The sequence below is a fragment of the Streptomyces pyxinae genome (genome assembly GCF_024756275.1).
In the GTDB taxonomy this organism is placed as follows: Bacteria; Actinomycetota; Actinomycetes; order Streptomycetales; family Streptomycetaceae; genus Streptomyces; species Streptomyces pyxinae.
In genome coordinates this window covers 122136-143445 of sequence record NZ_JANUGQ010000004.1, presented here as the reverse complement: position 1 = coordinate 143445, position 21310 = coordinate 122136, and the positions used below count along the sequence as shown (strand labels likewise).

At 73.6% G+C, this 21310-nt stretch carries 17 protein-coding genes; 9 read left to right on the top strand and 8 right to left on the bottom strand.

Features of this window, described 5'->3' with window-relative positions; genetic code table 11:
• Positions 1–70: 70 nt before the first annotated feature.
• Entirely contained in the window at positions 71–1291 is a 1221-nt protein-coding gene (locus NX801_RS06950) for a cytochrome P450 (protein WP_258786219.1), read from the bottom strand.
• A 353-nt stretch (positions 1292–1644) separates the two neighbouring features.
• Here NX801_RS06950 and NX801_RS06945 point away from each other — a divergent pair, with 353 nt between their 5' ends.
• Positions 1645–2442, top strand: coding sequence for a hypothetical protein (locus NX801_RS06945; RefSeq protein WP_258786218.1), 798 nt, complete (start codon positions 1645–1647; stop codon positions 2440–2442).
• A 179-nt stretch (positions 2443–2621) separates the two neighbouring features.
• On the opposite strand, the gene NX801_RS06940 is transcribed toward NX801_RS06945, so the two are convergent.
• From NX801_RS06940 to NX801_RS06920, 5 genes are all read right to left on the bottom strand, one after another.
• On the bottom strand, positions 2622–3173 hold the full coding sequence (locus tag NX801_RS06940; RefSeq protein ID WP_258786216.1) for a GNAT family N-acetyltransferase: 552 nt from the start codon (positions 3171–3173) through the stop codon (positions 2622–2624).
• Positions 3170–5011, bottom strand: coding sequence for an IucA/IucC family protein (locus NX801_RS06935; RefSeq protein ID WP_258786215.1), 1842 nt, complete (start codon positions 5009–5011; stop codon positions 3170–3172). The genes NX801_RS06940 and NX801_RS06935 overlap by 4 nt, the downstream gene beginning before the upstream one ends.
• Positions 5012–5352: 341 nt before the next feature.
• Entirely contained in the window at positions 5353–6873 is a 1521-nt protein-coding gene (locus NX801_RS06930; protein WP_258786214.1) for a lysine N(6)-hydroxylase/L-ornithine N(5)-oxygenase family protein, read from the bottom strand.
• Between the two features lie 5 nt (positions 6874–6878).
• Positions 6879–8441, bottom strand: coding sequence for a pyridoxal phosphate-dependent decarboxylase family protein (locus tag NX801_RS06925; RefSeq protein WP_428986089.1), 1563 nt, complete (start codon positions 8439–8441; stop codon positions 6879–6881).
• Between the two features lie 146 nt (positions 8442–8587).
• On the bottom strand, positions 8588–9928 hold the full coding sequence (locus tag NX801_RS06920; protein WP_258786212.1) for a diaminobutyrate--2-oxoglutarate transaminase family protein: 1341 nt from the start codon (positions 9926–9928) through the stop codon (positions 8588–8590).
• Between the two features lie 529 nt (positions 9929–10457).
• Here NX801_RS06920 and ctaD point away from each other — a divergent pair.
• The 6 genes from ctaD to NX801_RS06890 all read left to right on the top strand — a co-directional run bounded on the left by ctaD (position 10458) and on the right by NX801_RS06890 (position 16816).
• On the top strand, positions 10458–12182 hold the full coding sequence (gene ctaD, locus NX801_RS06915; RefSeq protein ID WP_258786211.1) for an aa3-type cytochrome oxidase subunit I: 1725 nt from the start codon (positions 10458–10460) through the stop codon (positions 12180–12182).
• Positions 12183–12297: 115 nt separating this feature from the next.
• Positions 12298–12549: a hypervirulence associated TUDOR domain-containing protein gene (locus NX801_RS06910; protein ID WP_258786210.1), complete on the top strand. Its 252-nt coding sequence runs from the start codon at positions 12298–12300 to the stop codon at positions 12547–12549.
• Positions 12546–12878, top strand: a complete 333-nt coding sequence (locus tag NX801_RS06905) for a DUF3140 domain-containing protein (protein ID WP_258786209.1) — start codon at positions 12546–12548, stop codon at positions 12876–12878. The genes NX801_RS06910 and NX801_RS06905 overlap by 4 nt, the downstream gene beginning before the upstream one ends.
• 121 nt (positions 12879–12999) lie before the next feature.
• Positions 13000–13200, top strand: a complete 201-nt coding sequence (locus NX801_RS06900) for a hypothetical protein (RefSeq protein ID WP_258786208.1) — start codon at positions 13000–13002, stop codon at positions 13198–13200.
• Between the two features lie 332 nt (positions 13201–13532).
• Complete coding sequence (locus tag NX801_RS06895) at positions 13533–15215, top strand: AMP-binding protein (RefSeq protein WP_258786207.1); 1683 nt, start codon at positions 13533–13535, stop codon at positions 15213–15215.
• Positions 15212–16816 (top strand): AMP-binding protein, encoded by a 1605-nt coding sequence (locus NX801_RS06890; protein WP_258786204.1) that lies wholly within the window; start codon positions 15212–15214, stop codon positions 16814–16816. Before NX801_RS06895 ends, NX801_RS06890 begins: the two co-directional genes overlap by 4 nt.
• A gap of 48 nt (positions 16817–16864) precedes the next feature.
• Here the strand turns inward: NX801_RS06890 and NX801_RS06885 are convergent, their stop codons facing one another.
• Positions 16865–17641 (bottom strand): hypothetical protein, encoded by a 777-nt coding sequence (locus NX801_RS06885; protein WP_258786203.1) that lies wholly within the window; start codon positions 17639–17641, stop codon positions 16865–16867.
• Positions 17642–17973: 332 nt separating this feature from the next.
• Here NX801_RS06885 and gcl point away from each other — a divergent pair, with 332 nt between their 5' ends.
• On the top strand, positions 17974–19767 hold the full coding sequence (gene gcl / locus NX801_RS06880) for a glyoxylate carboligase (RefSeq protein WP_258786202.1): 1794 nt from the start codon (positions 17974–17976) through the stop codon (positions 19765–19767).
• A 126-nt stretch (positions 19768–19893) separates the two neighbouring features.
• Here the strand turns inward: gcl and NX801_RS06875 are convergent, their stop codons facing one another.
• Positions 19894–20829, bottom strand: coding sequence for a peptidoglycan recognition protein family protein (locus NX801_RS06875; RefSeq protein WP_258786201.1), 936 nt, complete (start codon positions 20827–20829; stop codon positions 19894–19896).
• A 118-nt stretch (positions 20830–20947) separates the two neighbouring features.
• On the opposite strand from NX801_RS06875, the gene NX801_RS06870 reads away from it, so the two are divergent.
• The gene (locus tag NX801_RS06870) at positions 20948–21109 is read left to right on the top strand and encodes a hypothetical protein (RefSeq protein WP_258786200.1); all 162 of its coding nucleotides are present in this window, start codon (positions 20948–20950) and stop codon (positions 21107–21109) included.
• Positions 21110–21310: the final 201 nt, after the last annotated feature.

The following is a 21310-nucleotide window of genomic DNA, read 5'->3' as shown; positions in this document are numbered from 1 at the left end:
GCGGCTCCTTCCCGCCGTGCGTCTGCCCCGGGAGCGGTCAATCAGACGTGCTGTGCCGGGAGTTGGTGACTCACCAGGTGACGGGAAGGGACTGCGGGCCGCGGATCAGGCCCTTGCGCTGCCAGACCATCTCCTCCGGTGCGACCGCCAGCCGCAGCTGCGGGAAGCGGCCGAGCAGTCCGGAGAGCATCACCTCGGACTCCATCCGGGTCAGCTGGGCGCCGATGCAGTGGTGCGGGCCGTGTCCGAAGGCCATGTGCGCGCTGGCCGTACGGTCGAAGTCGATGACGTCCGGGTCGTCGTAGACCTCGGGGTCCCAGTTGGCCGCGAGGTACGAGGCATAGACCACCTCGCCGGCCCGGATCAGCACCCCGCCGACCTCCACGTCCTCGGTGGCCACCCGGGGCAGGCCCACGCCGTTGCGGTGCGGGATGAAGCGCAGCAGCTCGTCCACCGCCTGGGTGAGCAGCTCCGGCCGGGCGCGCAGCCGGGCCAGGTGCTCGGGGTGGGTGAGCAGCGCGTACACCATGTTGGCGCTGTTGTTGCGGACCGCGTGGGCGCCGCTGACCTGGATCGCGGTGGTGACCGAGATGGCCTCATCACGGTTGATCTCGCCCCGGTCCAGGGCGTCCGCCAGCACGGTCGCCAGGTCTTCGCGCGGCTCCCGGCGGCGCCGTTCGAGCAGCTCCACGATGTACGCGGTGAGCTCGGCCTTCACCTGGCGGCTGCGCTCCGGTCCGGGCCCCGAGGAGAGCACCAGGTCCGGCCAGGCGGCCAGCCGGTGGTGCTCCTCCTCGGGCACGCCCACCAGATCGCTCACCACCGCCAGCGGGAACGGCCCGTGGAACAGGGCCATCAGATCGGCCGGGGCGCCGTGCCGCTCCACCTCGTCGAGCAGCCGGGCGCAGGTCTGCTCGGCCAGCGGGCGCAGCCGCTTCATGCTGCGTCCGGTGAAGGCCCGGGTGACGACCTTCCGCAGCCGGGTGTGCTCGGGCGGGTCGGTGTAGTTGAAGCCCGCGTGCGAGGCGACGGTGTGGCCGGTCATCCCGGTGGCCCTGGTCTGCCGCTCCACCAGTGCCCGGCGGCTGAACCGGGGGTCCGAGGTGACCATCCGGACGTGCTCGTACCGGGTGACCAGCCAGGCCTCGCCCTCGCCGTGCGGCAGCCGGATCCGGGGCACCGGGTCGTTGTGGAGGAAGTCGGCGAGCAGCGGGTCGAAGTCGAGACCCCGCAGGTCCTCGATCTCCCAGAACCGCGCGGGCGGTGTCTCGGCCGTGGTCACGTCCGTCATGGTGGGGAAACTCCTCTGTCCGGCTGGTGCCCGGCTCGCGCCGGAGCGGGGTGCGGTCTCGACGGGCCGGACGCCCGCCGTCCGCGGCCCCGGGCCGCGGGCCCGCGTCGCCGGCCACGCGGATGTGTTCCCGGACCCGGTCCGGTCGTGTCGCCGCGCTCGCCAACCACCCCTGAACGGAGGAGCCCCGCCCCGTCCCCCGCGCGAGCGGCGCAGAATGCCCCACTCGGCCGGTCGATGAACATACTTGCTGTGACGAATGGGTGAGGCCGGGAGCGGAGCCGGTACGCGACCGGAGGGCCGGGGGCAAGCAGAAGCCTCGTCGGTAGGAGCTCTCATCAGGAGACCCAAGCATGCCAGCGACTTCCCGCATGACCCGCGTCGCCGTACGCACCCTGTTCGCCACCTCGATCCTCGCCACCACGCTCACGGCCGCCCCGGCCGTGGCGCTGGACCGCGGGCTCCCGAGCCACCAGTGCACCGTCAACGGTGTCAGCGTGCCGCCGGGCGCCGAGGTCCGCGGCACCAACCGCAAGGACCGGATCGAGTGTGAGAACGACGTCGAGAACATGACCATCTGGGGCGGGGGTGGCGACGACTACATCCGCGTCAAGGGGCTCATCATCGACTCCCAGATCCTCGGCGGGGACGGCGACGACACCATCCAGACCAGCCACCTGGCGCCCCGATACGGTCAGTCGACCGTGCGCGGCAACAACGGCAACGACACCCTGATCGTCGCCACCGTGCGCGGCACCGCCGAGCACGGCGCCACCGTCTACGGCGACATGGGCAACGACAAGATCACCGTCGGCAGCGTCCACGGCGCCCCCGGCGACTACGCCCGCGGCGGCGGCCAGGTCTTCGGCAACGACGGCGAGGACCACATCGTCACCGGCGCCATCGACTTCGGCGGCCGTGCTCTCGGCGGCTCGGAGAACGACCACATCGAGGCCAAGTCCCTCGGTGCCGAGGCCGGCGGCGTCATCCAGGGCGGCCCCGGCCAGGACCGCATCAGCGGCCTGGGCGGCAGCGTGCTCAAGGCCGGCCCCGGCTGGGGCTTCGTGGACGGCGGGCTCGACGACGACCAGTGCCGCGTCGTCCACGCCTCACCGGACCGCGCCCGCTCCACCATCGCCAGCTGCGAGTGAGGCCACGGCCCACCGCGCGGTGACCGCCCACCGGGCCGGTCGGGGTGCTCCCGGCCGGCCCGGTGGCATGCGCGGGGGCCGGTACGCACGGGGACTCGTACGGGGGCCGGTACGCACGGGGCTCGTACGGGGGGCGTGCCCGGCGGCGTACGGCAGCGGCCCGGCAGCGGGCGCCGCCGTCAGGCCAGGCGCTCGCGCACCATGAAGGCGGCCCGCTTGTCGGGCAGGTCGAGCTGGCGGATCATCCGGAACCCGGCGCTCTCGAAGGCCCGCACCGAGCGCACATTGCGGATGTCGGGCTCGGCCACCACCCGGCCCGCGTACGGGTCGCTGCGCAGCAGCCAGTTGGAGACCGCCCGCAGCAGCACCGAGCCGAGCCCGCGCCCCCGGCACTCCGCCGGGCCGAGCAGCAGATGGACGCCCGCGTCCCGGGGGCGGGCCGCGTAGTGATGGGCGAGCGGGTCGAGGTCGGCCCGGTACACCTCCCAGTAGCTCATCGGCGTACCGTCCAGACAGCCCACGAAAGGGGTGGAGTGGGCGCTCGCCACCTGCTGGCGCAGATAGGCGGCGACCCGCTCCAGCGGCTGGGCGCGCACCCAGTAGCGGGCCACCTCGGGGTCGTTCATCCAGGCATGGATCAGCTCGGCGTCGTCGGCCGGGTCGACCGCCCGGAGGGTGAACGTCCCCTGTGCCAGCTCGGTCTCCGCGACCAGTATGTCCTCGCGTATCACTGCGTCACCTCCGCTATCGGGTTGGGAATGCCGACGTACACGGACTGGGACTCCAGAGGTCCGGTCAGTTCGTCCAGTCCGTGGACGCGGGTCAGGAGATTGGCCTTGCACCGCAGCTCCGGCGCCCGCGCCAGCAGCGCGGCCGGCGAGTCACCGGGCTCCTCGGCGGCGCCGGGACTCCCGGCGCCGTCCGGGCCGGCGGCCGGGTCCGCCACCCGGCCGGTCACCCGGTCGGCTCCGCCGCCGGCTGGCCGGTCAGCGGTTCGGCCGGCCGCCCGGTCGGCCAGGAAGCGCCGGGCGTGGCCCAGCAGCCGCTCCTCGCGGGCCAGGCCCTGGGAGCCGAGGGCGCCGACCAGGCCCAGCAGGTTGTTCACGCCCAGGTAGTAGACGAGGCGCTCGTCGATCACCTCGTCCGCCACCTGGGTGCCCAGGTCACGGCCGACGCCCGGCATCCAGCGGTACAGCGCGGGACTGCGGCTCGGCGAGAAGTAGTAGCCCTGGTTGTCCCGGTAACGGCCGCCGCACGGCAGCCCGTCCCGGTCCAGCACCACCAGTGTGTTCTGCTGGTGCGCCTCCAGGCCCAGGCCGTAGCGGGCGTGGAGCCACAGCACCGGTGCCACCACGTGGTCCAGATAGCGCAGGAACCACTCCTCGGCCGCCTCCGCCACCGTCCGCCCGGTCCGGCCCGCCCGGGCGTGGACCAGCGCCGACAGCCGGGAGCCGCCGCCCGGCAGATCGGGCCGGGGCGCGACCAGACCGGCCACGCATTCGGCCTGCGCGGCGCCCGGCCGGAACGGGTTCTCCCGCAGGACGGCGTCCAGCCCGGTGGGGGAGCCGTCCGGGGCGTCCACCGCCAGCCACGCCGGGTCCCGTACCAGGCCGAAGCCCGGGTGGGCGGCGGCCAGTTGGGCGCCCAGGCCAGCGGCGAGCAGCCGGGCCACCGCGACGCCCCGGCGCAGCTCCGGGCGCAGGTTCTCGCGGCGGGAGTTGGTGATCCGCAGCCCCAGCGAGAGCTTCAGCATCACCGGCGCGTCCGCCCGGTACAGGGTGCGGACCGAGGAGGTGGGCGACCACTCCGGGCCGGCCGGGCCCAGGTCGTGCAGCAGACCGCCGGCGAGCAGCGCCCGTACGCCGGGGCGGCCCCGCACGTCCCGCGCCTGCCAGGGATGGGCCGGGAGCAGCACCGTGCCGGGCGGGGCCGCGGGCGCGCCGGGCAGGGCGGCGAGCAGCTCGGCGGCGGACCGGCCCAGCGCCGAGTCGGCGGCGACCACCCGGGGGTCGGCGGCGAACCAGTGCAGCGGGAAGGCGCCCCGGGCCTCGGGCGAGAAGCGCTCCGCCTCCGTGCCGGTCAGTCCCTCCCGGCTCTTGGGGGCCGGATGGAACGGGTGGCCGGTCAGCAGCGCCTGCTCGGCGGCGAGAAAGGCGGTGGTGCCGGGCGGGTCATCGGGCGCCGCCGAGCGGAGCCGTACGAACTCCGCCACCCGCAGCGCCGAGTCGGTGACCCGGCCGGTGAGTTCGGCCGTGGCGGCCGGGTCGCCGCCGGACGCCTCCAGGGCGAGCAGCGCGGCCACCACGGCGGCGGGCGCGGGTGTCCCGGTGGCCAGCCGGGCCGGGCCGAAGCGGTGCCACCCGGCCGGCGACCAGTGCTCGACCGGGACGGTGAGCACCGTGCCCGAGGCGGGCAGCGGCAGGCGCAGCACACCGCCGGCGGGCCGGGCCGCTCCCGTCTCCCGCACCCAGCAGCGCAGCAGCCGGGCGGTGGCGTCACGGTCGGCCCAGCCGCCGGGGTCGTCGGCGGGTCCGGGCGGTCGGGGCGGGGAAGCGGGGGAGGAGCTCATCTGTGCGGCCAGGTCCTTCGGCGTGGGGGCCGGGCGGCGGCGGACCACCCGGGGGAGACGGGCGACTCGCCGCCCGCCGGGTCGTACGGGGCACGGGGGCGCGGAGTTCAGGGACGGTGGGTGCCCGGCGGATGCCCGGCGGGCGTTCCGGGACGGCGGCCCGGGGACCGGCCGGACCGGCCCGCCGGGTGGGCCCGGACGGGCGGGCCGGGGGTCGTCCCGGCAACCGGGCCGGGCGGGTGGCCGGGACTGTCCCGACGACCGGGTCAGCGGGCGGTCGGCCGGTGCGGGCGCCGTCCCGGTCCCGAGCGGCTGGGGGATCGCTCAGGCGCGGGACGGTCTCAGCGGTGGTCGCCGGGGGCCGGGTCGGCCGGGTGGTCGCCGGCCGGGCGGGCGCCGGGGAGACCGAAGGTGGTGAACGCGGTACGGCGCGGCAGCGGATAGACCTCCTTGCCGGTCAGCGCGTTGAGGATCACCGCCGACCGCCAGGCCGCCAGCCCCAGGTCGGGGGCGCCGACGCCATGGGTGTGGCGCTCGGCGTTCTGGACGAAGACCGAGCCGGCGACCGTTCCGTCGAGCTCCAGCCGCTGCCGGGCGTCGATCAGTGGCCGGCCCGCCGCGTCCCGCAGCAGATACGGGCCGAGCGGTGCCAGCAGCTCCGCGACCGACCGCTCGGCGTACCCGGTGGCCAGCACCACCGCGTCCGTGGTCAGCCGCGCCTCGCCGCCCTGCTCCGTATGGGTGAGCGTCAGCTCCACCCGGCCGCCCACGGCACGGCCGCCGGTGACCGCGACCCCGGGGGTCAGGGTGACGTCGGGCCAGCCGTCCGGCGTCACCCGGCGATAGAGCTCGTCGTGGATCTCGCCCAGTGTCTCCGCGCTGACCCCCTTGTAGAGCTGCCACTGCGCGGGCAGCAGCCGGTCCCGGACCGGCTCGGGAAGGCCGTGGAAGTAGTGGGTGTAGTCGGGCGTGAAGTGTTCCAGGCCCAGTTTGCTGTACTCCATCGGGGAGAACCCCCGGGTCCGGGCCAGCCAGGTCAGCCCCTCCCGCCCGCGCGGCCGGGCCCGTAGCAGATCGAGCAGCACCTCCGCGCCGGACTGCCCGGAGCCGACCACGGTGACATGCCGGGCGGCGAGCAGCCGCTCCCGGTGCGCCAGATAGTCGGCGGAGTGCAGCACCGGGGCCGCGGGGTCGCCGGCCACCGTGCGCAGTGGTTCGGGGACGTACGGGGCGGTGCCGACCCCCAGCGCGAGGTGCCGGGCGTGGAACCGGTCCGTCCGCTCGGCCGTGCCGCCCGTGCCGAGCCGGGTGACGTCCACCTGGAACGCCGCCCGCTCCGTGTCCCAGCACACGCTGTCCACCCGGTGGCCGAAGCGGCAGGACGGCAGCCGTTCGCTGACCCAGCGGCAGTACGCGTCGTACTCGGCGCGCTCGATGTGGAACCGTTCCGCGAAGTAGAAGGGGAACAGCCGCTCGCCCTCCCGGACATGGTTGAGGAACGACCAGCGGCTGGTGGGGTCCACCAGGCTCACCAGGTCGGCGAGGAACGGCACCTGGAGGGTGGCTCCGTCGATGAGCAGCCCCGGGTGCCAGTGGAAGGCGGGGCGCTGCTCCAGGAAGAGCGCGTCCAGGCCGGGCACCCCGTCCGCCAGTGCGGCGAGCGACAGATTGAACGGGCCGATGCCGACGCCGAGCAGGTCCAGCACCCGGTCGTCGCCGGGGAGCCGGCCGGGCGCTCCCGCGCCCTCCGGCCCGGCCCGGCCGGCGGGGGCGGAGCGGCGGGCCGGGGCGGCCGGGGCGCCCGGCCCGGTGGTGCTTCCGCCGCCGGGGCGGCGGCCGGACGGGGATATGGCTGGAGCCATCGGGGTCAGGGTCCTTCCAGGAGCTCGGTGCGTGCGGCCGCGACGACGGCGGGCAGCAGCAGGTCCGCCAGCTCGCCTCCGGTGGTCCGCGGGTGGAGCAAAGTGGCCTTCAGCCAGAGGCGTACCGTGCCGTCGGCGTCCTCCGCCAGGGCGCGGCCCACCACCGCCCGGCCGTCCGCCAGCAGCCGCCGGCGCACCCCGGCCACCAGTGCCTCGTCCCTGCCGGCCGGCAGGGAGTCGGCGGCGGCCGGGCGGAACAGCACGGTGCTGATCCCGGGGTCGCCCGGGCGGCGGCGCAGCTCCGGATGGGCGTCCACCCGGGCGGCGAACACCCCGGCGGCGGCCACGCAGTGCTCCACCAGGGCGCCGATGCCCCGGCGGCCCAGGGCCCGCAGGGTGACGGCGATCTTCAGTACATCGGGGCGGCGGGAGGTGCGCAGCGAGCGGCCCAGCAGATCCGGCAGCCCGGCCTCGGTGTCGTCATCGGCGTTCAGATAGTCGGCCTGGAACTCCAGCGGGCGCAGCGCCGCCGCGTCCCGCACCGTCAGCAGCCCCGCCGACACCGGCTGCCAGCCCAGCTTGTGCAGATCCAGGGTGACCGACACCGCCGCGTCCAGCCCGGCCAGCCGGGGCGCGAGCGCCTCACTGAAGAGCAGCGGACCGCCGTAGGCGGCGTCCACATGCAGCTCGGCGCCGTGCGCGGCGGCCACCTCGGCCAGCTCGGGCAGCGGGTCGATCAGCCCCTCGTCGGTGGTGCCGGCGGTGGCCACCACCAGGGCGGGTCCGGCCAGCCCGGCGAGCGCCCGGTCCACCTCGGCGGGCACCATCCGGCCGGCCCGGCAGCCCGTGGTCACCGGGGCGGGCAGGCCGAGCAGCCAGGCCGCCCGGCGCACGCTGTGGTGCGCGTTGCTCCCGCACACCACCCGCACCCCGGCCGCGCCGGCCGCCCGGGCCCGCTCCCTGGCCAGCAGCAGGGCGACCAGATTGGACTCGGTGCCCCCGCTGGTGACCAGGGCGTCCGGGGCGGGGGCGGCCGGGTGGACCAGGGCGGCGAGGGCGGCGGTGACCCGCTCCTCCAGTACGGCGGCGGCCGGGGCCTGGTCCCAGGAGTCCATCGACGGGTTCAGCGCCGAGGCCGCCAGGTCGGCCGCCGCCGCCACCGCCAGCGGCGGACAGTGCAGATGGGCCACGCAACCCGGATCGGCCGGGTCGGCCGCGCCCTCGGCCACCGCCCGTACGACGCTACGCAGGGCCTCCCCGGCCCCGGTGCCGTGCTCGGGCAGCGCGGGGGAGCAGGCAGCGGCCAGCCGCTCGGCCACGGCCGCCGGGCCGCCCGCCGGGAGCGGCCCGGAGCGCGCTGCCGCCCCCTCGGCGAGAGCGTCGAGCACCACGCCGGTCAGCTCGGCCAGAGCGGCCGGCCCCCCGGTACCGCCGGCGACGGCGGCCGTCGCCGGCGGGCCGGCGGGGCCGGGAGCGCCGTGCGCACCGGACGAGCCGCCGGCGCCCGGCGTACCGGACGTGCGGGACGTGCCGGTTGGGCCGCCGGCGGGGAGCGGGCCGTACGCCATGCCGGTGCCGGGCACCTCGTCGGTGCCGTACGCCGTGTCGGCGCCGGCCGCTGGGTCGGCGCCGGACACCTCGTCGGTGCCGGGCGCCCCGGGACCGCCGGGTGCCGGGCGGGGAGCGGGGGTGCCGGGTGCGGAGGGGAGCACGTTCACGCTCGGCTCTCCAGCGCCCGGGCGATCCGGTCCAGCACCGTGTCGGCCTGCTCGTCGGTGAGCACCAGGGGCGGGAGCAACCGCAGCACGGTGTCGTTCCGGCCGCCCAGCTCCAGGATCAGTCCCCGCTCCAGACAGGCGGCCCGCAGTGCCCGGGCGAGCACCGGGTCGCTGGGCGGCGCGCCGTCGGGCCCGGGGCTGCCGCCCGGATCGACCAGCTCCACACCGATCATCAGCCCCCGTCCCCGTACCTGCCCGAACTCCGGGTGACCCGCGGCGATCTCCCGCAGCCCGCGCCGCAGCCGCTCGCCCAGTTTCAGCGCCCGCTCGGCCAGCTGACGCTCCGCCACGGCGCGCAGGGTGACCAGGCCGGCGACCATGGCCAGGGTGTTTCCACGGAAGGTACCGGTGTGGTGACCGGCGGGCCAGGTGTCCAGCTCGGGCCGGTAGGCGATCAGGGCGAGCGGCTGGCCGCCGCCCACCGCCTTGGAGGTGACCAGGATGTCGGGGGTCACCCCCGCCCGCTCACACGCCCAGAAGTGGCCGGTGCGCCCGACGCCGGTCTGGACCTCGTCCACGATCAGGACGATGCCGTGCTCGGCGGTGATCCGGCGGATCTCACGCAGCCAGCCGTCCGGCCCTTCGATCACCCCGCCCTCGCCCTGCACCACTTCCAGCACGACCGCGGCCGGCCGGCCCACCCCGCTGCCGGGGTCGGTGACCAGGCTCTCCAGCAGCCGTGCGGACAGCTCCCCGGAGCGCTCGGCGTCCCCGGTGCCGAACGGGCAGCGGAGCCCGTACGGGTAGGGCAGCCGGGTCACCGGTACGGCGTCCGGCCCGGCGGCCCCGCTCATCCGGACCGGACCGGAGACGGCGGCCGCGCCCAGGGTCATCCCGTGATACGCCCCGGTGAAGGCCACCACCCCGCGCCGGCCGGTGGCGTGCCGGGCCAGCTTCAGCGCCGCCTCCACCGCGTCGGTGCCGGCCGGTCCGCAGAAGTGCAGCCGGGCGTTCTCCCGCAGCTCTCCCGGGAGCAGGCCCAGCAGCGCGCCGCTGAACGCGTCCTTCTGCGGCGTGATCAGATCCAGGGTGTGCAGCGGCGCGCCCGAGGCGAGCACCGCCTGCATCGCGGCGATGGTCTCCGGGTCGTTGTGGCCCAGCGCCAGGGTGCCGGCCCCCGAGAGGCAGTCCAGATAGGTGCGGCCGTCGGCCCCGGTGACCACCGCGCCGGCGGCGTGCACGGGGGCGACGGGGAGGGTGCGCGCGTAGGTGCGGGCGGCGGATTCGCGCCGCTCCTGGCGCTGGAGGAGCTCGGCGCGCAGTGCACCGTTCGGCATGGGGATGCCCTTCGGTCGTGGTGCGGAGGTCCGGGCGCGGGGCGCACGGGGGACCTGCGGCGGACCCACCCCGTCGGACCTGAAAGGTTAGGTTAGCCTAACCTGTTGGTCGATCAAGAATACTGCGTGGCGAGCCGAGTGGGCCCATGAGCCAGTCAACCGCCCTTGCTGGCAAGCTTGTTGTGCACTCCTCCCGCAGATGGTGAAGTCATGGCGCGATGTTGACCCCGGCCGCCGGGGCGGGGTACCGCCCCACCCTGGGCAGTCGCATACTCCCTCTGCGTGCACGGGTGCCGCCGTGCCCGTGCCGCACCTCCGTCCCGCGAGTACCGTCCGGCGATCGGTGATCGGCGGTCAGGGACCGGTAAGCAGGTGATCAGCGATCGGCAATCAGCAGAACGAGTGACGTGGCGGGGGCCGCGAGCGCTCCAATCGGTTCGATCCGCAGTCGGTGCGCGTACCGTCTCCCCCGGCGGTAGGGGGCTACTTTGCCGCGCGTCCCGCCCGTATGCGCGTTGCGAGGTTCCGCATGGTGACAACGACCGGTACCGCCTCCGCCGTACCCCGCGCGCGACGGCGGGCCGGACGGGTGCTGGTGGACTGGCTCACCACCACGGACCACAAGAAGATCGGCCAGCTCTATCTGGCCACTTCCTTCGGGTTCTTTCTCGCGGCCGGGGCCCTGGCTCTGGTCATGCGCGCCGAACTCGCCCGGCCCGGCCTCCAGCTGGTCTCCAGCGAGCAGTACAACCAGGCGTTCACCCTGCACGGCACGATCATGCTGCTGCTCTTCGCCACACCGACCTTCGCCGGCTTCGCCAACGCGGTGATGCCGCTGCAGATCGGTTCCCCGGACGTGGCCTTCCCCCGGCTGAACATGTTCGCGTACTGGCTCTTCCTCTTCGGCGGTCTGATCGTCCTCGGCTCGCTGCTGACCAGTGAGGGCGCCGCCGACTTCGGCTGGACCGCCTACGCCCCGCTGAGCCGGTCCGGACACACGCCGAGCGTCGGCGGCGATCTGTGGATCATGGGCCTCGCGCTCTCCGGCTTCGGCACCATCCTGGGCGCGGTCAACTTCATCGCCACGGTGGTCGGGATGCGTGCCCCGGGCATGACCATGTTCCGGCTGCCGATCTTCACCTGGAACGTGCTGCTCACCTCGGTCCTGGTGCTGCTGGCCTTCCCGGTGCTCGCCGCCGCGCTGCTGGTCCTGGAGTCCGACCGCCGGTTCGGCTCGCGCGTCTTCGCACCGGAGAACGGCGGGGCGGTGCTCTGGCAGCACCTCTTCTGGTTCTTCGGCCACCCCGAGGTCTACATCATCGCGCTGCCCTTCTTCGGCATCGTCACCGAGGTCATCCCGGTCTTCTCCCGGAAGCCGCTCTTCGGCTACGTCGGCCTGGTCGGTGCCACCATCGCCATCACCGGGCTCTCGGCGGTGGTGTGGGCGCACCACATGTTCGCCACCGGCGCGGTGCTGCTGCCCTTCTTCTCCTTCATGAGCTTCCTCATCGCCGTGCCGACCGGGGTGAAGTTCTTCAACTGGATCGGCACCATGTGGAAGGGGTCGATCAGCTTCGAGACCCCGATGCTCTGGGTCACCGGCTTCCTGGTCACCTTCCTCTTCGGCGGACTCACCGGGGTCATCCTCGCCTCGCCGCCGATGGACTTCCATGTCACCGACAGCTACTTCGTGGTGGCCCATTTCCACTATGTCGTCTTCGGCACGGTCGTCTTCGCGATGTTCGCCGGCTTCCACTTCTGGTGGCCCAAGATGACCGGGAAAATGCTCGACGAACGAATCGGGAAGATCCATTTCTGGACGCTCTTCACCGGTTTCCACACCACCTTTCTCGTCCAGCACTGGCTGGGCGCGGAGGGCATGCCCCGGCGGTACGCGGACTATCTGGCCGCCGACGGCTTCACCGCCCTCAATACGGTTTCCACCATCGGCGCCTTCCTGCTGGGGCTCTCCACGCTGCCCTTCCTCTACAACGTGTGGAAGACCGCCTGGTACGGGGAGCGGGTGCGGGTGGACGACCCCTGGGGATACGGGCGCTCGCTGGAGTGGGCCACCTCCTGCCCGCCGCCCCGGCACAACTTCACCGCCCTGCCCCGCATCCGCTCCGAGTCGCCCGCCTTCGACCTGCACCATCCGGTGATCACCTCCCTCGACCGGGCTCGCGTCACCGGCCACCGGGACGTGGTCGAACCCGGCGAGGGCGCCGCTCCGCCGCTCTCCGGCGACAACGACTGACCGGCGGCCCGGGCCGGGGCCCGTGCGGTCTCGCCCCGGTGGCGGGCGGCCGGGGGCCGTGCTCTGCTGGGGACGCGCCCGGACCGGCCGGGGCGCGGAGGGCGAGGTGTCCGCCATGGCGAAGGACAAGGCGCGGAGCAAGGCGCGGGACAAACGGCTCGGCAAGGGCGACAAGGTCGCCTGGCAGAGCCACGGTACGGAGGTGCCCGGCACGGTGCGCCGGAAGATCACCGAGCGCACCGAGGCCGCCGGCCGTACGGTCGACGCCTCCTCCGAGGAGCCGCAGTACGAGGTGGAGAGCGAGAAGTCCGGCCGCTCGGCCGTCCACAAGCCGGAGTCGCTCCGCAAGAAGGGCGGCAAGGGGTGAGCGGCGAGGACCGCGACAGCACCCGGGCCGACTTCCGGGAGGCCGTCAATATGACCGCCTCCGAGCTGGAGAAGTGGCTCGGCACGGAGGAGTCCCGGAGCGTGGGGCAGAGCGAGGACGGCGGCGAGAGCACCGGCCACGCCTCCGGCCGGCGCATCGTGAAGCTCCTGGGCACCAAGAAGGACGACCTCACCGACGACGACCTGGCCCATATGCGGAAGGTGGTCGGCTACGTCCACCGCCACCTCGCCCAGCGTCCCAAGGGCGACACCTCGGACACGGCCTGGCGCCACTCACTGATGAACTGGGGCCACGACCCGGAGAAGTGACCCCGCCTGGTCGGTCCCGCTCCGGGCCCTCGGCCTTACGGCCCCGATCGCGTCCTGCCGGAGCACCCCGCCGGTCCCGGCCTCGCCCCGCAGGACCCGGCCTCGCCCCCGCCGTCCCGTCGTGGACAGGGACCCCGTCCACGACGGCCCGTACCGTGCGGGGCATGTCCGCTCCGCTCCTGGTGCTTCCGCTCCCGCCATCGGTGCCGCCGCGCTCGACCGCGCCACCCCGGCCCGCCGTCCGCTGCTGACCCGCGCCAAGCTGTCCGCCGAGCGGGCGGCGGGCCACCTGGTCGGCCTCCGGACGCAGAACATCACGTGACCCCACTACACCCTGGCCGCCCGGCTCGACGGCTTCGGCTGGAAAACCTGTCCGGTCCGACCGGTCCGAACGGCCCGATGGCGTCCAGGGGCGTGGTCCGGCCCCCGGCGCCACGCTCCACACCCATACGCCGAGGAGGCGCTGCGGCTCCGCCCGCTCGTCCAAGGTGGGGAGTCCGGACGAGCGGGAACGCCGGAGCGCGCCCGGAGCGGCGCGCCCTCCGCCGGCGAGAGGCCGCGCCCCACCGGTCGGACATCACCGAGGGGTGGTGGATCACCGCCGGCGGTAGCACGATGTGGCCGGGAACGGTGTGACGAGCGGGTGGAGGGCAGATGGCGGAGAGCCGTGCGACGGAGACGTTCCGGGAGGCCAGGGACTTCCTGCTGCGGCACCGGGACGACTACCCGGCGGCCAGGGCGGGCTTCCGCTGGCCCCGCCCGGAGACGTTCAACTGGGCACTGGACTGGTTCGATGTGATCGCGGCCGGCAACGACCGCACCGCTCTCCATCTGGTGGAGGAGGACGGCTCCGGGACCAGGCTCTCCTTCGCCGAACTGGCCGCCCGCTCCGACCGGCTGGCCAACTGGCTGCGCGGACACGGCGTCCGGGCCGGCGATCCGGTCCTGGTGATGCTCGGCAACCAGACCGAGCTGTGGGAGACCGCCCTCGCCGCGATGAAGCTGCGGGCGGTGGTCATCCCGGCCACCCCGCTGCTCGGCCCCGTCGATCTGCGCGACCGGGTGGAACGCGGCGCGGTCCGTCATGTCCTGGCCCGGTCGGCCGACACCGCCAAGTTCGCGGCGGTGCCCGGCGACTGGACCCGCATCGCCGTCGGCGGCGCCCCGGACGGCTGGCTCGCCTACGAGGACGCCGGCACCGCCCCGGGCGGCTTCACACCCGACGGGCCCACCCGGGCCGGCGACCCGCTGCTGCGCTACTTCACCTCGGGCACCACCGCCCGCCCCAAGCTGGTCGAGCACACCCATGCCTCCTATCCGATCGGTCATCTGACCACCATGTACTGGATCGGTCTGCGGCCCGGCGACGTCCACCTCAACATCTCGTCGCCGGGCTGGGCCAAGCACGCCTGGTCGAGTCTCTTCGCGCCCTGGAACGCCGAGGCGACCGTCTTCGTCCACCACTACGAACGCTTCGACCCGGCCCGGCTGATGGCCGAGATGGACCGGGCGGGCGTCACCACCTTCTGTGCTCCGCCGACCGTCTGGCGGATGCTCATCCAGGCCGACCTGAGCGCTCTGCGCACCCCGCCCCGGGAGGCCGTCGCGGCCGGCGAACCGCTCAACCCCGAGGTCGTCGGGGCCGTCCGGCGCGCCTGGGGCGTGACCGTCCGGGACGGCTTCGGGCAGACCGAGACCACCGTGCAGGTGGCCAACACCCCCGGCCAGGAGCCGCGCACCGGTTCCATGGGACGGCCCAGCCCCGGCTACACGGTGGAGCTGCTCGACCCGGTGACCGGTGAACCGGGCGTCGCCGAGGGCGAGATCGCCCTGGACCTCTCGGCCGCCCCGGTCGGTCTGATGACCAGCTACCACGGGGACCCCGAGCGTACCGCCGAGGTGATGGCGGACGGCTACTACCGAACGGGTGACATCGCCTCCCGCGACGCGGACGGCCATCTGGCCTATGTGGGCCGGGCGGACGACGTGTTCAAGGCCAGCGACTACAAGATCTCGCCGTTCGAGCTGGAGAGCGCCCTGCTGGAGCACGAGGCCGTGGTGGAGGCGGCGGTGGTGCCGGCGCCCGACCCGGTGCGGCTGGCGGTGCCCAAGGCCTACGTCGTCCTGGCGGCGGGGTGGGAGCCGGGTCCGGAGACCGCCCGGGCGATCTTCGCGCACTCGCGTGCCGTGCTCGCCCCGTACAAACGTGTCCGGCGGCTGGAGTTCGCCGAGCTGCCGAAGACCGTCTCGGGCAAGATCCGCCGGATCGAACTGCGGGAGCGGACGGCCGCGGGCCCGGCGGCGGGTGCCGTCGAATACACCGAAGGAGAACTGTGACCACGCTGTCCTACGCCCACGGCACCGGCGGCTCCCCGCTGACCGCGGACACCATCGGTGCCCATCTGGCCCGGACGGCCGCCCGCCGGCCGGACGGCGAGGCGCTGGTGGACCTGGCCTCCGGACGGCGCTGGAGCTACGCCGAGCTGGACGCGGACGTGACCCGGCTGGCCCGGGCGCTGCTGGCCCGGGGCGTGGCCAAGGGGGACCGGGTGGGCGTCTGGGCGGTCAACTGCCCGGAGTGGGTGCTCGTCCAGTACGCCACCGCCCGGATCGGTGCCGTCCTGGTCACCATCAACCCGGCCTATCGCGCCCACGAGCTGGCGTATGTGCTCGACCAGGCGGGCATCGGGCTGCTGTTCGCCTCGGTGGCCCACAAGTCCAGTGACTACCGGGCCCTGGTGGCGCGGGTCCGCGCCGAGCGCACGGCATCGCTCACGGCGGTCCACTTCGGTGACCAGGAGTGGACGGAGCTGCTCGGACGCACCGTGCCCGACGAGGAACTGACCGCCCGGGAAGCGGAACTGTCCTGCGACGACCCGGTGAACATCCAGTACACCTCGGGTACCACCGGTTTCCCCAAGGGTGCCACGCTCACCCATCACAACATCCTCAACAACGGCCGGTCCGTCGGCGAGACGCTCGGCTACACCGAGCGCGACCGGATCTGCCTGCCGGTGCCGTTCTACCACTGCTTCGGCATGGTGATGGGCAATCTCGCGGCCGTCTCGCACGGGGCCTGCGTGGTGCTGCCGGGTCCGTCCTTCGAGCCGGCCGCCACCCTGGAGGCGGTCCAGCGGGAGCGCTGCACCTCGCTCTACGGGGTGCCGACCATGTTCATCGCCGAGCTGGACCTGCCGGACTTCGCCGGGTACGACCTCTCCTCGCTGCGCACCGGGATCATGGCCGGCTCGTCCTGTCCGGTGGAGGTGATGAAACGGGTGGTCACCGAGATGAACATGGCCGAGGTGTCCATCTGTTACGGGATGACCGAGACCTCCCCGGTCTCCACCCAGACCCGGCGTGACGACGACCTGGAACGCCGCACCGGCACGGTCGGACGGGTGTTGCCGCACCTGGAGGTGAAGGTCGTCGACCCGGACACCGGGACCACCGTTCCGCGCGGTGTGCCCGGGGAACTGTGCACCCGGGGCTACAGCGTGATGCGCGGTTACTGGGACGAGCCCGAGCGCACCGCCGAGGTGATCGACCCCGCCCGCTGGATGCACACCGGTGATCTGGCGGTGCTCCGGGAGGACGGCTACGTACAGATCGTCGGCCGGATCAAGGACGTGATCATCCGGGGCGGCGAGAACGTCTACCCCCGCGAGATCGAGGAGTTTCTGCACGCCCACCCGAAGATCGCGGACGTGCAGGTGGTCGGCGTCCCGGACGAGCGGTACGGCGAGGAGATCCTGGCCTGCGTGATCCCCCACGACCCGGCCGACCCGCCGGCGCTGGAGGAACTGTCCGCGTACTGCGCCGACCGGCTGGCCCACTACAAGGTGCCGCGCCGGCTGGAGATCCTGGACGCCTTCCCGATGACCGTCAGCGGCAAGGTCCGCAAGGTGGAGCTGCGGGAGACCTACGGCCGGAGATAGCCGCCGGTTTCGCGGGCAGGAAGTGTCGCGAGGACCGGGCCCGTCGGCTCAGGCCCCCCGGGCGACGAGCTCCTCGGCCGGGGAGCCGACCGGCTGCGGTGCGCCGGTGAGGTCCATGGCGAAGAGCGGCAGCCCCACCTGCTCGGCCCGGGCGCGGGCCTTCTCCTCGTATCCGGCCAGGGAGAAGAAGACGCTCAGGGCGGGTGCGGCCAGGCCGGTGAGCCAGAGGCACTCGACGGCCCGCAGCGAGACCGGCCGGGTGGTCGGGTCGACCTGGGCGATCACACCGGGACCACGCAGATCGATGCCGGCGGCGGTGCGTTCCTCCGGCCGGTCCAGCTCCCGGAAGCCCAGCCAGCGCAGATAGCGGGCGGCGGCCGTCACCGCGTCCCGGGCGGTACGGATGGTCACCGGGCGGAAGTCGGGCCGCTGTGGTGCCGAGGGGTGTGGGGCGGGGACCCGGACGGCCGACCGCCCGGTGCCGGCCACCGTGGCACCGGCCGCCGGCCCGGCAGGGGCGCCGGGAGCATCGGGCGTCCCGGCGGGCGGGTGAGGTGCGACGGTGACCGGACGGACGGGCAGCCGCAGCAGGGCGCCGCAGGGGCAGCCCAGTTCGGGCTGCGGCCACTGGCCGGTGAGCCCGCAGGCGGTACACCGGACGGTGACCCACTCATCGGTCCAGGTGCGGTGGGTGACCGGTTCGGCGGGGGCGCCCGCGGCGAGCGGCGGCACCACCGGCGCGCCACAGGCACACGGATAGGCGGGCGGCGTGTAGGCGTGCGCCCTGCGGCAGACCGGGCAGCGCACCGGCACGTTGTCTCCCATGTCAGGCCCCCATCGGTCCCTCTGCGATCCGCCCCATGGTCCATCACCGGGGGCGGATTGGGGAGTGGGTTCGGCCAACTGCCCGCCGGATGGGCACTCCCTTGACGGCTCCAGGGGAGCGTCCTACATTACTTCCGTATAACAGAATAAATATTTCGCACTGCGGAATATTGCCGGGCTCGTGAGGTGGGTCCCGCTGAGCGCCCGCCCGTGCAGCCGGCCCCCTTCCGAGCCCCGTGCTCCGCAGCACTCACCACTCGTCCGCATTCCGGATCGACGCTCTCAGGTGGCGCGACAGAGCCCGTATCCGCCAGGCCTCTCAGGAGCACTCCATGCCCCGAATGACCGCAGCCCGAGCGGCAGTCGAGATCCTCAAGCGGGAAGGCGTCCGCCACGCGTTCGGTGTGCCGGGCGCGGCGATCAACCCCTTCTACAAGGCGCTCAAGGAGGGTGGCGGCATCCACCACACCCTCGCCCGGCACGTCGAGGGCGCCTCGCACATGGCCGAGGGATACACCCGCGCAGCGCCCGGCAACATCGGTGTCTGCATCGGCACCTCGGGTCCCGCCGGCACCGACATGATCACGGGCCTCTACTCGGCGACCGGTGACTCGATCCCGATCCTCTGCATCACCGGCCAGGCGCCCACCTCCGTGATCCACAAGGAGGACTTCCAGGCCGTCGACATCGCCGCCATCGCCGGACCCGTCACCAAGGCCGCCACCACCGTTCTGGAGGCCGCCCAGGTCCCCGGCGTCTTCCAGCAGGCGTTCCATCTGATGCGCTCCGGCCGCCCGGGTCCCGTCCTCATCGACCTGCCGATCGACGTCCAGCAGACCGAGATCGAGTTCGACCCGGAGACGTACGAGCCGCTGCCCGCCTTCCGGCCGGCCGCCACCCGCGCCCAGATCGAGAAGGCGCTCTCGCTGCTGCTCGCGGCCGAGCGCCCGCTGATCGTGGCCGGCGGCGGGGTGATCGGCGCCGACGCCGCCGGGCTGCTGAGGGAGTTCGCCGAACTCACCCGCACCCCGGTGATCCCGACCCTGATGGGCTGGGGCGTGCTGCCGGACGACCATGAACTGCACGCCGGCATGGTCGGCGTGCAGACCGCGCACCGCTATGGCAACGCCACCTTCCTGGCCTCGGACTTCGTGCTCGGCATCGGCAACCGCTGGGCCAATCGGCACACCGGCTACCGGCTCGACGTCTACACCGAGGGCCGCACCTTCGTCCATGTGGACATCGAGCCCACCCAGATCGGCAAGATCTTCGCCCCCGACTACGGCATCACCTCCGACGCCGGGGCGGCCCTGGAACTGTTCATCGAGGTCGCCCGTGAGCTGCGGGCCGCCGGACGGCTGCCCGACCGCTCGGCGTGGGTCGGCGCCGCCCAGGAGCGCAGGGCCACCCTCCAGCGCCGCACCCACTTCGAGAACGTGCCGCTGAAACCGCAGCGGGTGTACGAGGAGATGAACCGCGCCTTCGGGCCCGAGACCCGGTACGTCACCACCATCGGCCTCTCCCAGATCGCCGGTGCCCAGCTGCTGCACGTCTACCGGCCGCGCCACTGGATCAACTGCGGTCAGGCGGGCCCGCTCGGCTGGACCGTCCCGGCCGCGCTGGGCGTCGCCACCGCCGATCCGGAGGCCCAAGTGGTGGCGCTCTCCGGGGACTACGACTTCCAGTTCATGATCGAGGAGCTGGCGGTCGGGGCGCAGCACCGCATCCCGTACGTCCATGTGCTCGTCAACAACGCGTACCTCGGCCTGATCCGGCAGGCCCAGCTGGGGCTGGACATCAACTTCCAGGTGAACCTGGAGTTCGAGAACCTCAATGCCCCGGAGCTGGGCGTCTACGGGGTCGATCACGTCAAGGTCGCCGAGGGGCTCGGCTGCAAGGCCATCAGGGTGACCGAGCCCGACGGGCTGCTGCCGGCCTTCGAGGAGGCGAAGAAGCTGGCGGCCGAGCACCGGGTGCCGGTCGTGGTGGAGGCGATCCTGGAGCGGGTCACCAACATCTCGATGAGCCGGACCATGGACATCAGCGACGTCTCCGAGTTCGAGGAGCTCGCCACCGAGCCCGGTCACGCCCCCACGGCGATCCGGGAGCTGACCCGGCCCGTCTGAGCCCCGGCCCGGCCCCGGTCACCGCCGGGGCCGGGCGAGGGGTGCGGCCACCGGCCGGCGCGTACGCCCGCGGCCGTATCTCCGCCGCTTACCGCCCCGCCGGCGCGGGCCCGGGCGACCGCCGGGTCAGGGGGTCCAGCGCAGGGCCCGCATCACCCGCCAGTCGACCTTGGCGGTGCGGTCCGCCTGGATCTCCACCCGCAACTGCTCATTGGTGGCAAGGATCCCGTTCCGGCTGACCTGGGCGTTGAGCACGCCGTCCGGGCCTATCACTCCGCAGTCGATCGGCAGGTCCAGGGAGAGCCGGCCGGTGGCGAGGGCCAGGTCGTGGAAGCGCATCTGGACCCGGGTTCCGGGCTCGCCCTTCACCGTGGCGTAGGCGGTGACCGCGTAACTGCACGGTCCCTGGAGCAGCGGCGGGTCGTACGCCATGGGGATCAGGGTGTACGCACCCGGCTGCAGCGTCGGGCCGCCGGCCCTGGTCTCGTTGATGACGGTCGGCATCGGGTCCTCCTCTGAAGGGGGCGGAAGCTGGCCGGTCGCCCCGGTGACGATCCCGGGAAAGACCTCGTCGTTGAACTGCCGCACCCGGGCGTCCCCGGGGCAGGCGGTGCCGCTGGTGGACCACGCCCGGAACAGCCGGTGGTAGCCGTACCCCGGGTCGGACGCACTCCGGCAGACCCGCAGGGGTATGCCGTGGTGGTGGTGCAGCCAGACGCCGAGCCGGACGAGCTGCTCGATCTGCTGATCGGTCCAGGGGTCGGTGTGCTGGAGGTTGGAGGCCGTCTCGACCGACACGGCCCCGGTGCCGTCCGGACGCCGGTTCGCCTGGTAGTTGGAGTCCGCCCGGGTCTCGGTGCCGATGTACTGGGCGAGATCCCCGGCGTAGCCGAGCCCGAAGTGGCTCTCCAGATTGGTGGAGTCGCGCCAGTACTCGTACATGCGCCGTGCGGTCCAGGGCGCGGCCACGCTGTGCAGGATGAACTGGGTGGGGCGGATCGCCGGTTGAGCATCCGACTCGGGCTGCAGCTCCATACGGGTCGCAGCGGGGTACCACGCCATGGGCCCCTCCTCTCGGGCGCCTGTCAGGTGCACGTTAAGTACGTACCGTGGTGATATACCCGCTCTGCGTAACCGTCATCCATGGGTGGTCCGATCCGGAACGGGGTATTCGGCATCCATGGCAGAAGTAGTGGACGCGGACGAACTCCTCCGGCGCATCCGGGTGGCCCGTGACTGGGCCGGCGAGCAACAGCGCACCGCCCGGGACGACACGACCGCGGCGGCGTACGAGGCGGTGCGGGCGGTGCTCGACAAGGTGATCGACCCGTCGGGGCACTAGGGTCTCTCCCCGGTCGCCCGGGCTGGGCGGGGCGACGGCCGGGCGCCGGGCGCGGACCTCCGGCCGGTCGTACGGACGGTGCTGCCCGGAATCGGGCGCGGCGCGCACACGCGAGAGCGCGGAGCCGGGGCAGGTGAGCCCGGCTCCGCGCTCCGGTCCGGTGCGGGGGTGCCCCGAGAGTGGAGTCCGTCCGGCGGCGCG

What these genes read in the sequence shown, in the direction of transcription:
- gcl (WP_258786202.1), top strand. Translation starts at nt 17,974, where the DNA reads ATGCCCCGAATGACCGCAGCCCGAGCGGCAGTCGAGATCCTCAAGCGG.
- NX801_RS06875 (WP_258786201.1), bottom strand. Translation starts at nt 20,829, where the DNA reads ATGGCGTGGTACCCCGCTGCGACCCGTATGGAGCTGCAGCCCGAGTCG.
- NX801_RS06885 (WP_258786203.1), bottom strand. Translation starts at nt 17,641, where the DNA reads ATGGGAGACAACGTGCCGGTGCGCTGCCCGGTCTGCCGCAGGGCGCAC.
- NX801_RS06870 (WP_258786200.1), top strand. Translation starts at nt 20,948, where the DNA reads ATGGCAGAAGTAGTGGACGCGGACGAACTCCTCCGGCGCATCCGGGTG.
- NX801_RS06950 (WP_258786219.1), bottom strand. Translation starts at nt 1,291, where the DNA reads ATGACGGACGTGACCACGGCCGAGACACCGCCCGCGCGGTTCTGGGAG.
- NX801_RS06895 (WP_258786207.1), top strand. Translation starts at nt 13,533, where the DNA reads ATGGCGGAGAGCCGTGCGACGGAGACGTTCCGGGAGGCCAGGGACTTC.
- ctaD (WP_258786211.1), top strand. Translation starts at nt 10,458, where the DNA reads ATGGTGACAACGACCGGTACCGCCTCCGCCGTACCCCGCGCGCGACGG.
- NX801_RS06930 (WP_258786214.1), bottom strand. Translation starts at nt 6,873, where the DNA reads ATGGCTCCAGCCATATCCCCGTCCGGCCGCCGCCCCGGCGGCGGAAGC.
- NX801_RS06945 (WP_258786218.1), top strand. Translation starts at nt 1,645, where the DNA reads ATGCCAGCGACTTCCCGCATGACCCGCGTCGCCGTACGCACCCTGTTC.
- NX801_RS06925 (WP_428986089.1), bottom strand. Translation starts at nt 8,441, where the DNA reads ATGGCGTACGGCCCGCTCCCCGCCGGCGGCCCAACCGGCACGTCCCGC.
- NX801_RS06920 (WP_258786212.1), bottom strand. Translation starts at nt 9,928, where the DNA reads ATGCCGAACGGTGCACTGCGCGCCGAGCTCCTCCAGCGCCAGGAGCGG.
- NX801_RS06935 (WP_258786215.1), bottom strand. Translation starts at nt 5,011, where the DNA reads ATGAGCTCCTCCCCCGCTTCCCCGCCCCGACCGCCCGGACCCGCCGAC.
- NX801_RS06910 (WP_258786210.1), top strand. Translation starts at nt 12,298, where the DNA reads ATGGCGAAGGACAAGGCGCGGAGCAAGGCGCGGGACAAACGGCTCGGC.